This window comes from Rheinheimera faecalis (assembly GCF_021290965.1).
GTDB lineage: Bacteria > Pseudomonadota > Gammaproteobacteria > Enterobacterales > Alteromonadaceae > Pararheinheimera > Pararheinheimera faecalis.
In genome coordinates this window covers 125,864-142,515 of sequence record NZ_JAJOYT010000002.1, presented here as the reverse complement: position 1 = coordinate 142,515, position 16,652 = coordinate 125,864, and the positions used below count along the sequence as shown (strand labels likewise).

Sequence of the window (16,652 nt, the reverse complement as noted above, 5' to 3'; positions counted from 1 at the left end):
AGATGCCAAATGCCAGAGTCATTTATCAGGGAATAGCCTGCGGTACAGTGTACCGCTGTTTAGGGGAGCGTGCGATGAAGTATTTTTTACTACTATGGCTTTGTATTAGTTACTTTTTTAGCGGACAAGTTCAGGCATTTACTCAGGCAGAATTGGCTGAATTTGCCAAAAACACTGAATTAAAGTTTGCGGTTAAAAGCAATTTTACCTCGGATGCAGTCCCAAAAGGTCAGGTCGAGCTTATTCTGAATAATAAGTCGTCTCAAACTCTGGTTGCAGGTGAAGGCAACTGGGTGTTGTATTTTCATGCGATCAGAAAACAGGAAGCTGCAGAACAACAGGGGTTGATACTGCAGCATGTACAAGGCGACTTACACAGCCTGACTCCGGGTAAAAAATTTAAAGGCTTAAAACCAGGCGAGCAACTGCGCCTTACTTTTTCTCCATCCTCTTCGATGGTCAGTTACAGTGACTGGATGCCACGCGCTTTTATTACAGCTAAAGGCTTAAAACCGCAAATCTTTGCCAATACGGATACTGAAGATTTCAGTCGTTTTGTTGAGCCCTATACCAGAGCTGAGCAGCTGCAACGCTTTAATAATCCTGGACCAGACTTATACCCTATCGCCACCAGCCAAAGCCGTTTTGTGCTTAATCAGCAGCAACTATCTGCCTTTGAAAAACCAGAGCAATTGTCCATAGTGCCAAGCCCACAACAGATCAGTTACCAGCGTGGCCAAACTAAACTAACCACCGACTGGGTGATTTATCACAGTGGCCGCTTAACCGCTGAAGCGAGCTATTTGCAGCAACAATTAAAACAAATCACTGGTTTAGCTTTAGCTTTGACGACAAAAAAACCAGCTGATAACCAGCCTGTTATTGCAGTAGGCCTTGTCGAGGCAAAAGAGCAAGCTGAAGGCTATCAACTGGTGATCCACGACGAACAAATTGCCTTGAGTGGCAATGACAACGCCGGTGCTTTTTATGCAGTACAAAGTTTGTTGGCTCTGCTTCCTGTTGAAGGCGAGCGCACTGTGTTACCCAATCTGACGATCAAGGACTGGCCACGTTTTGGCTGGCGGGGTTTGCATTACGATATGGCGCGCAACTTCCATGGCAAAGAAGTCACCTTGCGAATGATTGATCAGTTAGCACGCTACAAACTGAATAAACTGCATCTGCATTTAACCGAAGATGAAGGCTGGCGCATTGAAATCCCTGGCTTGCCCGAATTGACTCAAATTGGCGCAAAACGTTGTTTTGATTTATCTGAGCGCAGCTGTCTGCTGACTCAGCTCGGTACTGGTCCTTTTCCATCAGGCAACGGCAATGGTTATTACAGCACAGCGGACTTTATTGAAATTCTAAAATATGCCGCAGTTCGTCATATTGAGATCATCCCGGAAATAGATATGCCGGGTCACGCCCGGGCTGCGGTAAAAGCCATGCAGGCTCGTTATCTGACACTAAAAGAACAAGGCAAAGAAGCAGAAGCGACGCAGTATTTATTGTCCGATCCTTTGGATCAATCTAAATATATGACAGTGCAAAACTACACAGACAACTCCATCAATGTCTGCTTGCCTTCCACTTATGCCTTTGTTGATAAAGTCATTTATGAACTACAACAAATGTACCGTCAGGCTGGATTAAAACTCAGTACTTTCCATATGGGCGGTGATGAAACAGGCGTTGGTTCCTGGACCGCCTCTCCAGCTTGTCAGCAGCTGATAGCAACACCGGACAATGCGGTTGCAGGCGTAGCAGATTTAAAACCTTATTTTGTCGCCAAAGTGGCCCAACTGGCAGCCAATCGACAACTCACTTTAGGTGGCTGGGAAGATGGCTTGATGTATGACGCCAAAAATCCTTTTAACCGTCAGCAATTTGCCAATGAAAAGGTGTATGCCAACGTTTGGGATAACATCTGGGAATGGGGCGTTGGTGATCGTGCTTATCGTTTAGCCAATGCAGGTTATCAGGTGGTGTTGTCGCATGGCACCCATTTGTATTTTGACCACCCTTACGAAGCCCACCCGGAAGAACGTGGTTACTACTGGGCGGCCCGTTTTACTGATGTCGCCAAAGTATTTGGTTATATGCCGGATGATTTATATGCCAATGCCGATAAAACCCGTGAAGGTAAAGTGATTGAAGATTTAGAAGTCTTGTTAGGTAAGGAACTGCCCAAACTAGAGAAACCCGAAAATATTCTCGGTATTCAGGGGCAAATCTGGACTGAAACCATTCGTACCCCACAACAGCTGGAGCAAATGTTGTATCCACGCTTATTGGCTTTGGCAGAGCGGGCCTGGCACAAAGCCGATTGGGAAGGTGCAGAACCAGACACTGAAAGCAGACAACAAGACTGGCAACGTTTTGGCTGGACCTTAACTCAAAAGGAATTACCACGTTTAGCAGAAGCTGGTGTGGCCTTGTATCTGCCACCACCAGGTGCAGTGCTGCAAGACGGCTTATTGCTGGCGAACAGCGCCTGGCCTGGTTTAGTGGTCGAATACAGTGAAGATCAAGGCCAAAGCTGGTTACCTTATTCCGAAGCAGTGAACGTCAGCAGTAATTTACTGCTGCGGACTAAAGCAAAAAATGGAGCAACCAGCAGAGTCACTAAGCTGGATTAGATGAGAATTGCGGGTTGGAGTCATAGACTCCAGCCCTTAACTTTTTAAAATCTGCTCCATCATCCAGCTGGCTTTTAACGCAGTTTTGCCTGTGGACGGATGACCTGTGCCATGCAGTAAGTCCTGCACCATAGCCTGAATATGGTAAAACTGGATATTTTCCGGATGAGGGATGTCCAGACTCAGCTGCTGCTCTTTTGTAAACAACTGTACAGCTTCGTTTTCAAACACTGAAAACTCAATCCGGCCTTTACTACCGTAAATAACTACTTTGTCGTTACGCTCACCCGCTGCAAAATTCCAGAATCCAGTGCCTAAACAACCTGACTGAAGTTGCCAAACCGCAGATACCGCATCCTCAGCCGCATAGAGCTTTTGCTGGTTCAGGCTGATACCACGCACATCCACCACATCACCCAGCAGATACAACAATAAATCCAGACCATGGCTGGCTAAATCAATAAAATAACCACCACCGGCTTTAGATGGATCGGTGCGCCAATTGTACTGGCCAGCTAAATCCGCGCTATTTGGAGTTCGGCTAAAGCTCCATTGCACCTGACGCGGTGTACCAATCAGCCCTTCTTCCAGCCACTGCTTGATTTGTAAAAAACGTGGTAAAGAGCGACGGTAATAAGACACATACAAAGGCAGCTGCTTTTGCTCAAACACCTCTGTCATTTCAATACATTCAGCGGTATTCAGCGCCATCGGCTTTTCAACACAACAAATTTTGCCCGCAGCAGCGACCTGCAAGGCGTAGTCTTTGTGACTGTCAGGAGGAGTAGCAATATAGACAGCGTCCACTTCAGGGTCGTTGATCAACTGCTGCGCATCGCTATACCAACGAGGTACCTGATGGCGTTTCGCATAATCTTCAGCTTTGGCCGCGTCACGACGCATCACGGCCACTAAACTGGATTGCTCAGCTTTATTAAAAGCCGGGCCACTTTTTAATTCTGTGACATTGCCACAGCCAATAATTCCCCACCGCACCTGCTGCACCTGATACCTCCGTACTTCATTAATTAGCGCTTTAAAGCGCACAGCAAAGATTGCCAATAGCTTCAGAGTACCAATTCACACCTGGGCTCACAACGCATAAACAGAAGATACACCACAGTTTGATGAGGACAATTTTCAGGCAAAAAAAAGCAGCACTTGCGGTGCTGCTTGATCGGGTTCAGGGCAATCAGGCGGCAACAGCTGCTGCTTTATTAACACGCTCACCTAAACGCTGTACTTGCTGCAGTGACATTAAATGAGCATAAATCGCTGGCATCATGCCGCGTTTGTTCAAATCTAATATCTGCTCATCAGACAGTGAATTCAGTTTTTTCTCATCAACTATGTAGATACCTGTGATTTCACGCGGTTTACCTTCAAGCTTAATAGTTAAAGTCTGAGGAACCAATAAATCCAAATCTGCCAAAGCTTTGTTAAAAATTCGGGTTGTTTGAGACTGCTGGAAAAACTCACGCATAATCTCAACGCGGGCTTTCAGGAAATCAGACTCTGACCCATCTTCATTAAATAATGGATGTCCTGTTTCAGTATTCACCATTGGGCTTGATTCAACCAATGCAACAAGCAGCTGGCCTTCTTTGCCTGGATCATCAGCCAGAATTAACGGGTGATTCCATAATACTTTTGGTACATAAAAACCCTGCCATTTGCCATCAGCAACCATCAGGTTTTCGCCGGTTTGCAAGCCCAGCATAGCCACAACATCAAAACGATCTGATGCAGCGTCTTTGATAAAAACTATCGGCATTTCCGCACCAATACGCACAAACTCCTGTACCACTACTGGCAGAATGTGCTGCTCTTGCGCAAAGGCAAATGGACTTGCAGTGTTAATTTTTGTTTGTGCGTGTTTTTCTTTTTGTAGCGGGGCAATTTGCAGTGACATGAATAGTACCTTTTACATCATTAACGAATCTAACCCTTTTTCGGGTTAACGACCAATTTACAGCAGACTGATGTATGCTAAATTTAGAGCCCAACTTACCCCAGTTTCTGCTTCGAGACTAGTAGAAAATACAGAGTTTTTGGCAATATTTAACAGTAGTTTTGCCTGTGAAGTGCAGTCCTGATGCGCTATGAACGTTTTATGCACTACTCAGCTTTCTCTAATTCTTTAATTAGCCACTGTTTTATGGCTGCCTCTCTGGAAAAAGCGGATTGTCCGAGGATGCCTTTTTTATCTTGCGGAATATGAGTGAAAGCATCATCGTCCAACTGAAATAAAAAATGAGTGAACATCGCCTGCCAGGCTTTACGTTGTTGCAGTGGTAGTTGCCTGAAACTCAGCAGGCTATGTAACAGACTGCTAAAAGGAGAAGGCCGGCTATTTGCTGTACCAATGGACCCGTCCCACCAGTAATTGCATAACAGATTGACACTACCAGTGGATTCTACCTGATGCCACCACAATGCCGGGATATACAAAACATCACCTGGCTCCAGCTCAGCCTGCTGGGCCTGCTCTAATGCCTGTCGTGCTTTTGGATAGCGCTGAAAATCAGGGTTTGTAAAATCGACCAGACTGATAGGTGTTCCGGTAGGAGCGTAATCCAGCGGACCTATATACATATTTGCCACTTGTTCCGGTGGAAACAGCGTAAAAGTACGGCGTCCCGCAATCACGCAGGCCAGATTTTCTGCATCATCAAAATGGGCAGGAACCAAAACCTTATTCCCCAGCCAAATCCTCGGAATCACATCCTCTGAAAGCAGTGGATTCTGGTTCTCAGGCATAAAACCAGGCAAACATTCAGAGACAAGTGCGCTTTGAGCGGCAATACGCACGGCATCCGGCTGTTCTTTGGTTTTGAACAGTTGCGTTAAAATAGCGGACAGAGGGTAATGACGCTTTTCATAGTTAAATCCCTCCAACCCCTCTTTATAAAAGATACGTCCCCGGGTTTGTGGAGCTAAGAGTAAGGTATCAAGCTGTGCACCTGAATCCAGTGATGACATGTATTGGTAAAACTGGGATTCACCCTGAAGAGCTGACTGCACTGATGGCCAGGAATTAAAAAAACCTTTTAAAACAGCAGGCTGACCAGCCGGAAATATCTCTGTTTTGAATTGTTCAACTGTCACCTGCTGCCAGCATTTTATCTGTGATGGCATACCTTTCTCCATAAAACAAAGGGGTTAACATAGTTAACCCCTTTTTAGCTTTTGCCAAACAGCGTTTATCAGAACGCCATTCTTATACCAGCTGTAAAGCGGCGACCATTTTCGTAGATAGAAAATAAACGAGCTTCATCTGTATTGTATTCAACCACTTGCTCATCTGTTAAGTTCACTGCTTCCAGTGACAGACTCACAGCTTCAGTCAGGTTATAAGTGAAGCTTGCATCCAGTTGGCCATAAGCATCATTCCACAGTTCGTCACCGTTGAAATGCAAACCTTTGTACCACTCAGTGCGGTAGTTATACATCAGACGAGTGCTGAACACATCAGTCTCATAATAAGCGCTTAAGTTCACCATCTGATCTGAAGTACCTTCCACTAAGCCAGAACCAGGCTTCGTCAGATCACGTTCTTCATCTCGTTCAGCATTGGTGTAGGTGTAGTTAGCAGTCACACCAAAATCACCAAATGATTGCTGATATGACAACTCTATACCATCTGTCTTACCACCAGTACCGTTTTCAGGACGGGTAAACGTCACGTCTTTCCATTCATCACCTTCTTCCCAGTAACGCTGGTCCACAAAGGTAGAGAAGCTACGATAGCTCTTAATATCTTTATGGAAATAAGTGACGGCAAGCAGAGAAGACGCATCAAAATACCACTCCCAGGACAAATCGAACTGATCAGCGATTTGTGGTTTCAGATATGGGTTACTGGCACTACCTGTTGGCTGAGCCACATTCAATGAACCATAAGTCTGTACAGTAGAAATGTCATTCCAGTTTTGGCGAGCCATAACACGGGCAGCACTAAAACGCAGGATCTGCTCTTCTGACAAATCAAATGCAAGGTTCATGCTTGGCAGCACTTCACTGTAATCATTGTCAATTGTGCGCCATTCCAGAATTTCAGGAGTCAGATAGTCAGGGTTGGACGGATCCAGCTTACTAACCACTGTGGCTAAACCCCAGGTTTCTCCGGAGAATTCATAACCGCCAGAGGTTTGATCGGTGCTGACGTAACGAACACCAAGATTACCTCTGAAACCTTCGCCTTCAAAATCACCTTGCAGATAGAGTGATAAGATATCTTCTTCTACAGCCCAAATTTCGGCCAGATTCAAATGCTGAGCATAATCGGCAGCGTAGCCATTGAGGCCTCCAAAGGCAATACTCTCCATCGCGTCACGGTTATGGAAAAATTGTTGCGTCATATTACCGTTCACAACAGCATCAATACTGGTGTTGCCTGAATACAAACCACATTTATCCCAGGTATTACATTCTGAGAAAATGTAAGCCATGTAGTTTGGTGACCCACTGCTTGCATCTATAGTGGAAGGCCAGTGCCAGCTGTAAGCCAGTCTGTCCTGAGTCCGTTCTGCAGCACGATATTTGGCACCGGTTTTAATTGAATTAAACACACCGGCTTTTACCGGAATGGTGAAGTCAAACTGACCATAAGTTTCTTCATCAGTTGTTGGTTTAGAACCACCCCAAATCCAGCCTGCCTGAAATTGTGTAGGATCTGTTGCGTCTACTGTAGTAGAAGCAGATGGTTTGTCTCCACGTAAATCAAAGGAATAACCAGTGCCGCCTATTGGCGTATATTCCCATGAAGTTTCGCGGTAAGTACCACCTTTAGCTTTCGTTTGACCAACTTGAGTATGCAGCTCGTACTCATCAGCAACATAGTTCAAATCCAGATCAAAGGATTTTGTTTCAGTGGATGAAACCCTGTTGATAAAGTTGTAAGCCGCCTGGCCACCGCTTTCCATTTCACCCGCCACCACACTGCCATTTTCTATGACGGTATTCGTCAGATCTGCGGCATGGTTGTTAGGGAAAATCAGCCAGTTTTGGTTGTGGTTGTTTGCGTCTACTTTAGAGTCAAGCAGGTTCAGCACTATATCGAGACTGTCTGTTGGTCTGGACTGCAAAGACACAAAAAGAGTTTCACGTTCACGCGCTTGTTCAAAACGAGGCACACCTATATGACTTGGAACTTTCAGATCTAAATCAGCGTTGGTCGGCCAGCCAAGGATTTCAATACCCTGACGTACTACAGTACGATCCTGTTTAATAGCCGATACCAGCACACCAAAATTTTCGTTATCATTTTTCCAGGAATATAAACCTGAAACCTGTGGATCCCACTCTTCCGACGAATCTGAATATTGGCTTTCTAACGCCAGATTTACAGTGTTTTGCTCTAAGGCCAAGGGACGACGGGTACGTAATAAAACAGTACCACCAATAGAGCCTTCGTCGATGCTGGCCATAGGGGACTTGTATACTTCTAAATCAGAAACAAGAGCAGATGGCAGCATAGTGTAGTTAAAACTGCGACCTGGGTTATCCAGAATAAACCAATCTGCTGTCGCTACCGTCTGGCCATTTAATAAGGTACGGTTAGTCGCAGAACTTGCACCACGTACTGTAATTTTTTCGCCTTCACCAAACTCACGACTGACGCCAACACCAGTAATACGTGATAAAGATTCAGCTACGTTTTTATCCGGAAATTTACCTATATCTTCAGCAGTTACAGCGTCGACTATAGAATTAGCAAAACGTTTCGCATTTAAGTTGGCTTCTTGTGATGCCCGGATCCCTCTGACCTGAATCACTTCAACCTGTTGTTCTTTTGCCGCGCCATCTGCAGCAGCCTGATCAGCCATAGTTGGCAGCGCTAAAACAGCTGTTCCAACCATCAGACCTAACTTGACTGCTACGGCACATTTATTCATTTTATTGTGCAACATAAGCTTCTCTCCCATTCCTGATTTTTTGTGCGATGATTTTTTATGTCCTGAAACAACAGATTTTCATGATTCCTTCATGACAACGCTGTCATTGAAATTTAACATACACAAAAAAAATCAGCTTTGCAAACTCCTTTAGATGAAAATTTAAACGAATTTTAAAAGTCGGGAATGTTTCGTTAGAACTGTTTTTTATAACGCTTATCGCCAGCAGCTCTGACAGCAAAGATAAAAAATTCATCTATCTACATGATTCATATAAATAATTTTTAAAATTATTCTAAAAATGACAAAAAAGAACATTTTTTGAGCAAAAAAGCTGGAATAAATGTTTGCCGTTTTAATAAAAAAGAGTTATCCCTTAACTTAATCTTTGTTACAAAATGACCAGCGCTGTCATAAAGTTAGCTGGATCAGCAAAAAAATCGGCTTATTTATTTTCAGCATAAGGCCATTGGGTGTTGTGCTTTTTGGGATCCAGCAATGAAAGTGACCATTCATGACGTAGCCGCTAAAGCGGGTGTGTCAATCAAGACAGTGTCGCGGGTGATGAACAACGAACCGTCGGTAAAACAAGCGACGATCGATAAAGTGAATCAGGCGATGCAGGAGCTGCATTATCAGCCAAATGCCGCTGCCCGTAATCTGGCCAGTACTAAGTCGTACAGTATTGGCTATATCTACGACAACCCAAATGCCTACTATGTAATTGATATGCAAAGAGGTTTGTTGGATGCCTGCCGCAAACATGGTTATGAGTTATTGATCCACCCTACCAATGCGAAATCACCAGGCATAGTGCAGGAAGTGATTGATTTGGTTCAGCATTCCAGGCTGGCAGGTTTAGTTTTAACGCCACCTTTTTCAGAAATGCCGGAAATAGCCGAAGCCCTGAGCAGCATTAATGTTGATTTTGTTCGTATTATTTCGGGCTCAACACCTTCACCTAAACAAACCAATTGCGTTCTGGTGGACGACTTCACGGCTGCTTTTAAGATCACCAACCATTTACTCGAATTGGGTCACAGTCAGATCGCATTTTTATGTGGAGATGAAGAACACAGTTCCAGTGGCGAGCGTTTAGCAGGTTTTAAAGCGGCTCTCACCAAAAGAGGCATAGAGACGAACCCTAAGTTTGTGGTGCCGGGCAGTTATTCGTTTGAATCGGGCGTAAAAGGCGCAACTCAGTTGCTGGCTTTACCGAACAAGCCAACAGCTATTTTCGCCTGTAACGACGAAATTGCAGCAGGAGCTTTATTTAGCGCCCGCCTGCAACATATTGAAATTCCAAAGCAGCTTTCTATCGTTGGTTTTGAGAACAGTCCGTTTTCGCGTCAGACCTGGCCTCCCCTGACCACTGCGCATCAACCCAACAGCACCATAGCGCAAAGTGCAGCTGAGTTGTTGTTTAAACACACCAGACCTGGCAGTCAAAGCCATACCGAAGATCAGCCTGTGTTTATTCCGGAACTTTTGGTGCGTGAATCAACGGCTCAAGTCAGCAGTTGAATAATTAAGAGGCAGAGTTGATGACCCTGCCTCTTAATTTGCGAAGAGGCTTAAGGCGCCACTTGTTGCAGCAATAAACCTGCGATATAGCCACCATAAGTGCCAAGCGCATAACCTAATACTGCCAGTAAGACACCGACAGGAGCTAAAGCAGGATGGAAAGCGGCCGCTACCACTGGAGCTGATGCTGCGCCTCCCACATTGGCCTGACTGCCCACCGCCATATAGAACATCGGAGCTTTAATCAGACGGGCTACAAAAATCAGCAAGCCTGCATGGAAACTCATCCAAATGACACCAACCACAAACATCACCGGATAATCCAGAATGGCAGTCACGTCCATATGCATACCAATGGTAGCCACCAGAATGTAGATAAAGACCGAACCTAACTTTGAAGCACCTACAGCTTCCAGATTGCGGGCTTTAGTCGCAGACAAGACTAAACCCAAAGTAGTTGCAATCAGCACCAGCCAGAAGAAGGTGCTGGTTAAGCTATACATTGCCAACTCCGGCGCATTCAGCTCAATCCATGGCGCTATAATATCGGCCAGGAAATGCGAAATACCAGTGACACCAAAGGCCACAGCCACCAGTTTCATCAAGTCAGTTAAACTAGGGTTGCGCGAATTTTCCGCCTGATACTTCTCAATTTTTTGCTTTAAAGCTTCAATACCACTGGTATCTGCTTTATTGGCCCGATCAAAACGTTCAGAGTTATTGGCTATCCACAGCAATACCGCCATCCAGATATTAGCCACTATCACATCAACGGTAATCATCACCGAAAAAATCGGACCACCGACTTCGAATACTTCTTTCATCGCCGCCTGATTGGCACCACCACCAATCCAGCTACCGGCTATAGTCGTCATACCACGCCAAATGGCGTTTTCACCTTCACCACCTACGGCTTCCGGTGCAAAACTTCCAACTATGGCCAGAGCCAAAGGACCACCGATAATAATACCGGCAGTACCTGTCAGGAACATGATCAGAGCTTTAGGGCCGAGGCCTAAAATAGCTTTAAAATCAACACTGATAGTTAGTAATACTAAGCTGGCTGGTAAAAGATAACGCGACGCCATTTTGTACAGCTCAGACTTATCACCATCGATAATGCCAAAACTGTTAAATAACGAAGGGATGAAATAACACAATAATAAAGCAGGCACATATTTGTAAAAGCCCTGGCAATATTTATTGCTGCTTTGGCTGGTATGAAACACCAATCCAAGAATGACAGCTAATAAGCCAAGCACAACTGCATCGTTGGTGATCAGCGCAGTAGATTGTTCCATAGTTTTTCCTCGGTGTTCCCCATGTCGAACAGGGAATAATTCTGCAGTTTTGTTACTAATGGCTATTATTTTCAGCTTTAAAGCTATTTATTTGTGATAACAGATAAAAACATCAGTTATCCATGCCATTCCACTGACAGAACTTTGTAGTTATTTTTTACGTGAAGCCTAAATCTATCACAGCTGGCGGGCCAGACAAAACAAAGTTTCCCGCTATGCCATGGTTCAGCAAAAAGTAACGACTAAAAGCCTTTGCAAACAAAAATCAGCTGCTATAGCACTAAAGTACCGTTGTGGTTGCGTACCAGAGCACCTAACCTGCCTGACATAAAGTTTTTGTCAGCAGAGGCAGTTGAACAATGAATGTATTAATAACAGGCGGCACTGGTGGTATTGGTTTTGCGGTAGCTGAGCATTTCGGCCGTTTGGGCCATCATGTGATTTTGGCGGATATCAACAGCAGCCAACTGGATAGTCGCCAACAAGAGCTGACAGCCGCGGGTTATCAGGCAAGCAGCATACTGCTGAACTTGATGGGTCAATCTTCAATAGAAGCCTGCGCTCAGGCCTATCAAATTGATATTCTGATCAACAATGCCGGAGTGCAACACGTCGCCCGGCTGGAAGATTTTCCTGAAGAGAAATGGCAACAATTGTTGCAAGTGATGCTGACAGGCCCGGCTATGCTGACCAAAGCTGTGTTGCCACGGATGCAGCAACAAGGTTTTGGCCGGGTCATTAATATAGGTTCTATCCATGCACTGGTGGCCTCGCCTTTTAAATCCGCTTATGTAGCCGCCAAACATGGCCTATTGGGGTTTAGCAAAGTGGTCGCTTTAGAGAACGCCAATTTTGACTTCACCATCAATACCATTTGCCCTGCTTATGTCCGTACCCCACTAGTTGATCAACAAATAGCGGCGCAAAGCAAAGAGCATAACCTGACAGAGCAACAAGTGATCGATCAGATCATGTTGGCGCCTATGCCACAAAAAGCTTTTATAGGCGTGGATGAAATTGCCAGCACAGCGGCGTTTTTATGTGAGCCCGCAGCACGGCATATCACGGCTCAGACGCTGGTACTGGACGGTGGCTGGACAGCTCGTTAAATGCAACCTGAGGCTCAGACGAGTAGCCCAAGCTGGACAGCCCGCCCGGCATCAAGGCAGAATGAAGTGATTCCGTGACCACTGACCTGATTATGACCTTACCTGCCAGCAACATTGGTCTTGGCACCATTGCCGCTTTGTCTTTGCTGTATTTATTAGTGTTATTAGGCGCAGGTGCTGTGGGCCGCAGGCTGCAGCGCCGCCATCCAGTGTCGCCCTGGATTTTCAGCTTTGCCTTATCGATTTATTGCACCTCATGGGCATTTTATGGCGTCACAGCTCAGGCCGCCGTCAATGGCTGGTGGATACCACCGACTTACATAGGCTCACTTATTCTGTTCTGGTTTGCTTTTGGTCTAATAGGCCGCATTGCTATTGCCTGTCGTCGTTACCGTATTACCTCAGTCGCCGACTTTATCGCCACCCGTTATGGTCATTCCCGTTTACTGGCGATACTAACCACCCTCATAGTGCTGATCGCTATTATTCCTTATATTTCGTTGCAGCTGCAGGCCATCAGCACCAGTATTCAAGCGCTGGTGATTATGCAGGACAACAGACCCTGGTATCAGGACACAGGACTTTATGTCACAGTTTGGCTGGCTGTTTTTGCTTTGTTGTTTTCTGGTCGTAGCGCCAAAGCGCATCAGCCAAATCCGGGCTTGATGGCAGCAATCGCCTTTGAATCACTGGTGAAATTACTGGCGCTGGTCAGTATTGGTATTTTTGTTTGCTGGGGCATGTTTGATGGCATGGCCGATATTTTCAGCAAAGCCGCTGAACACCCTTCAGTGCAACAAATACAACAACAAGGCCAGCCTTCTTATGTGTACTGGGTGCATGTGTTGCTAGGGTTTATCGCGACTCTATGTTTACCCCGCCAGTTTCACGTCAGCTTTGTCGAAAACCAACAACTGAGCCATTTGCATCAGGCCCGCTGGATATTCCCGGGCTACCTGCTGCTGATGAGTGTATTTACTCTGCCTTTGGCTTTGGCCGGTATTATGATGCTGGGTCCCCAGGCCAATGTGGATTTAGTAGTACTGCAACTGCCTTTGGCTGCTAACCGCACCGACATTGCTTTGTTGGCTTATTTAGGCGGATTTTCTGCCGCCACCAGCATGGTGATAGTTGCCACTGTAGTGCTGGGTATTATGATCACCAACGATTTACTCACGCCGCTGATTTACCGCAAGCAAAACATTGAAGATCCTGGGCAGCAAAAAATCAAAGTGGTCACTTTAAGGCGTTGGTCCATGCTGGCCGTATTGTTTTGCGGTTATCTGTATTACCGCTGGATAGGCACCAGCACTGGCCTGGCTCAGCTGGGTTTAATGGCTTTTGCCTTGATAGCCCAGTTAGCACCAGCTTTAATTTTAGGTTTATTCAGTCAGCGCATTAACAGACAAGGGGCCATCGCCGCTTTATGCAGCGGTCTGGCGATTTGGGCTTATATTTTATTGCTGCCGGAATTGGCCAGAGCCGGCTTTATTGACGGAGACTGGTTAACTGAAGGGCCTTTAGGCATAAGTTGGTTAGCGCCGTCACAGCTTTTTGGTGGCCACATCGATTCCGTCAGTTTAGGTGTGCTGTTGAGTTTGACCGTCAATACAGGGATGCTGCTGTTGGTCAGCCATTTCAGTCAAACCCGTTTAGGTGAATGGCTGGAAAGTTATCGCTTTTTACGTCGTCCGAGCCAGCCAAGCTCAAACAGTCAAAGCCCGGTATTAAGTGTGCAGGACGGTTATTTATTAGTGCGGCGTTTTGCCGGTGAAAAAGAAGCCAAAAAGCTGCTGCAACGCTACAGTAAAAACACGATGGAACCCCAACAGTGGGCCAATCCACAATTTATGCAGGCGGTAGAACGTAGTCTGGCTGCCGTAGTTGGCGGCGCTTCGATGCGGCTTTTATTACAGGCATCAGGGAAACACGCCCAGCTGCCTATTGAATCCGTCGCCCGTTTTGTCGACGAAGCCAGTCAGGTGTTTCAGTTTAATCAGGCTTTATTACATGCCACCATAGACAATATCAGTATGGGCATCAGCGTGGTGGACGCTGATCTAAGAGTGATAGCCTGGAATCAGCGTTACCTTGAGCTATTTGCCTATCCCCCAGGTTTAGTTGAAGTAGGACGCCCGGTTGAAGAGCTTATTCGTTACAACCTACAACGGGGTTTGGCGGGTCAGGCTTTGTCTGAACAGGAAATCTGTCAGGAAATACAAAAGCGACTGAATTACTTACGTCAGGGCAGCAGCTACAAGTTTCAGCGTCAGCAGCAGGATGGACGTATTTTTGAAATGCTGGGCAATCCGCTGCCTGGTGGCGGTTTTGTCACCACCTATAGCGACGTCAGCTCTTTTATTGAAGTACAGCGCGAGCTGGAGCAAAGCAATAATACCCTGGAACAACGGGTGAAAAGCCGCACCGCTGAGTTGGAACAACTAAACCAGCAACTGCAGCAGACTAAACAACAGCTGGAAGCCACCACAGCAGCCAAAACCCGTTTTTTTGCCGCCGCCAGCCATGATCTGATGCAACCTTTTAATGCGGCAGCCTTGTTTTGTGGCCTGATCCGCCAGCAAAGTCAGCAGGAGGAAGTAAAGCAACTGGCCCAAAATTTAACGCATTCGCTGAATTCTGCGGAAGAGTTGCTGGCCGCTATTCTGGAGCTGACCAAACTGGATGCCGGTGTGGTCAAAGCCCAACCTGAAACTTTTGCTCTGTCAGAATTATTGGATCAAAGTGCACGGGAAGCAGCGGTATTGGCCCAAAGTAAAGGCTTGGGCTTTAAGTATATTCCTACCCGTCTTGGCACTTTTAGTGACGCTAAGTTACTAAAACGCGTGATCCAGAATTTATTGGCCAATGCGCTGCGTTATACCCAGAGTGGCAAAATTCTGCTGGGCGTAAAACGCCAGGGTAAGGCGCTTCGAATTTGTGTTTGCGATACCGGCATAGGCATCAGCGAAGCAGACCAGCAGAAAATCTTTGATGAGTTCCAGCAAGGCAGTCAGGCAGACCAAAAAGGTCTGGGTATTGGGCTTGCCATCAGCCAGCGTATTTGTAGCTTGTTGGGTCATGAAGTCAGCTTTAGTTCTGTGCCAGGCAAAGGCAGTTGTTTTTACATCAGGGTACCGCTGGCCAGAGTCAGCCAACGTGTGTTGCCACAGCTTAAATCCAGCCAGCCCAGCCGCTTTGCCGGACAACGTATTTTGCTGATGGATAACGAAGCTGTGTTGCTGCAGGCTGTTTCGCAGTTGCTGCAAAGCTGGCACTGCGAAGTGATGGCCGTCAGCTCTCCCAATGAAGCGCTGAGTGCTGTGCAACAAGGCTTTAAACCTGATTTGATGTTATTTGATTACCATCTGGATCATGGCGCCACAGGAGTTGAAGTGGCGGTGCAACTGGCAGAACATTTTGGCATCAGTGCGCCAGTCGTTATTAATTCAGCCGATCAAAGTGGCGATATCCGCCAACATGCGCTCAATGCTGGTTTTCATTTTATGCTCAAACCTCTAAAAGAAGTGTCATTAAAGCGCTTATTACAACGTCTGTTGAACTGAACAAAGTCATAAACTAAATTTTCTCAACTATGAAGCCGAGCTGCAAATACTCATCTAGGCTTAAGAATTTCAATTTATTGAGGAAATCATAATGTCTGTGTTTGGTATTGTGCATACGCTCATTAGCTTAATTCCTATAGTGCTGGCGGCCATATTGCTGTTCCAACAGGGCCATATTAATCCGCGCAGCAAACTGGGCTTTTGGTACAGCCTGAGCACTGTCGCTGCAGTAGCCACTGCTTTTACTATTATGAAAACCGGTAAGCTTAGTGAAGGACATTTCTTAGGAATTTTGATCTTGCTGCTGATTGGTGCAGCCTATCTGTTGCCAAAACTCTCCGCATTACAAAATGCGGCCCCTCTGCTTGAGAGAATTCTGATGAGTACCAGTTTTTTTCTGATGTTTATTCCTACCACAGTCGAAAGCTTAAGCCGCTTACCTGTTGGCGCACCGCTGGCTCCGGAAGGCCCTGAATCTCCATTAGTAAAACAGATCCTGGGTACTATTTTCCTGTTGTATCTGGCTGGTTTATTCTGGCAATACAAAAAGTTAAAACTAGAAAATACCAAGTTTTCACAATCTGCCTGATCAATCGGCTAACCAACTATACGGCAG

At 45.9% G+C, this 16,652-nt stretch carries 10 protein-coding genes; 5 read left to right on the top strand and 5 right to left on the bottom strand.

What is annotated here, in order from left to right; genetic code table 11:
• Window positions 1–74: 74 nt before the first annotated feature.
• On the top strand, window positions 75–2,642 hold the full coding sequence (locus tag LSG34_RS04265) for a family 20 glycosylhydrolase (protein ID WP_233007580.1): 2,568 nt from the start codon (window positions 75–77) through the stop codon (window positions 2,640–2,642).
• A gap of 36 nt (window positions 2,643–2,678) precedes the next feature.
• Here the strand turns inward: LSG34_RS04265 and LSG34_RS04260 are convergent, their stop codons facing one another.
• The 4 genes from LSG34_RS04260 to LSG34_RS04245 all read right to left on the bottom strand — a co-directional run bounded on the left by LSG34_RS04260 (window position 2,679) and on the right by LSG34_RS04245 (window position 8,554).
• Window positions 2,679–3,638, bottom strand: coding sequence for a Gfo/Idh/MocA family protein (locus LSG34_RS04260; protein ID WP_233007579.1), 960 nt, complete (start codon window positions 3,636–3,638; stop codon window positions 2,679–2,681).
• A 196-nt stretch (window positions 3,639–3,834) separates the two neighbouring features.
• A complete protein-coding gene (locus LSG34_RS04255; RefSeq protein ID WP_233007578.1) occupies window positions 3,835–4,554 on the bottom strand; it encodes a SapC family protein in 720 nt (239 codons plus the stop codon).
• Window positions 4,555–4,760: 206 nt separating this feature from the next.
• Window positions 4,761–5,780: a cupin-like domain-containing protein gene (locus LSG34_RS04250; protein ID WP_233007577.1), complete on the bottom strand. Its 1,020-nt coding sequence runs from the start codon at window positions 5,778–5,780 to the stop codon at window positions 4,761–4,763.
• Between the two features lie 68 nt (window positions 5,781–5,848).
• Window positions 5,849–8,554, bottom strand: a complete 2,706-nt coding sequence (locus LSG34_RS04245; protein ID WP_233007576.1) for a TonB-dependent receptor — start codon at window positions 8,552–8,554, stop codon at window positions 5,849–5,851.
• Window positions 8,555–9,037: 483 nt separating this feature from the next.
• Here LSG34_RS04245 and LSG34_RS04240 point away from each other — a divergent pair, with 483 nt between their 5' ends.
• Complete coding sequence (locus LSG34_RS04240; protein ID WP_233007575.1) at window positions 9,038–10,063, top strand: LacI family DNA-binding transcriptional regulator; 1,026 nt, start codon at window positions 9,038–9,040, stop codon at window positions 10,061–10,063.
• A 50-nt stretch (window positions 10,064–10,113) separates the two neighbouring features.
• Here the strand turns inward: LSG34_RS04240 and LSG34_RS04235 are convergent, their stop codons facing one another.
• Window positions 10,114–11,364: a DUF819 family protein gene (locus LSG34_RS04235; protein WP_233007574.1), complete on the bottom strand. Its 1,251-nt coding sequence runs from the start codon at window positions 11,362–11,364 to the stop codon at window positions 10,114–10,116.
• Window positions 11,365–11,723: 359 nt separating this feature from the next.
• Between LSG34_RS04235 and LSG34_RS04230 the strand changes: the two genes are divergently transcribed.
• The 3 genes from LSG34_RS04230 to LSG34_RS04220 all read left to right on the top strand — a co-directional run bounded on the left by LSG34_RS04230 (window position 11,724) and on the right by LSG34_RS04220 (window position 16,625).
• Window positions 11,724–12,473: a 3-hydroxybutyrate dehydrogenase gene (locus LSG34_RS04230; protein WP_233007573.1), complete on the top strand. Its 750-nt coding sequence runs from the start codon at window positions 11,724–11,726 to the stop codon at window positions 12,471–12,473.
• Between the two features lie 74 nt (window positions 12,474–12,547).
• The gene (locus LSG34_RS04225) at window positions 12,548–16,036 is read left to right on the top strand and encodes a PAS domain-containing hybrid sensor histidine kinase/response regulator (RefSeq protein WP_233007572.1); all 3,489 of its coding nucleotides are present in this window, start codon (window positions 12,548–12,550) and stop codon (window positions 16,034–16,036) included.
• Window positions 16,037–16,127: 91 nt separating this feature from the next.
• Window positions 16,128–16,625 carry a hypothetical protein gene (locus LSG34_RS04220; RefSeq protein WP_233007571.1) on the top strand — a complete coding sequence of 166 codons (498 nt, stop codon included), beginning with the start codon at window positions 16,128–16,130 and terminating at the stop codon, window positions 16,623–16,625.
• Window positions 16,626–16,652 lie beyond the last annotated feature (27 nt).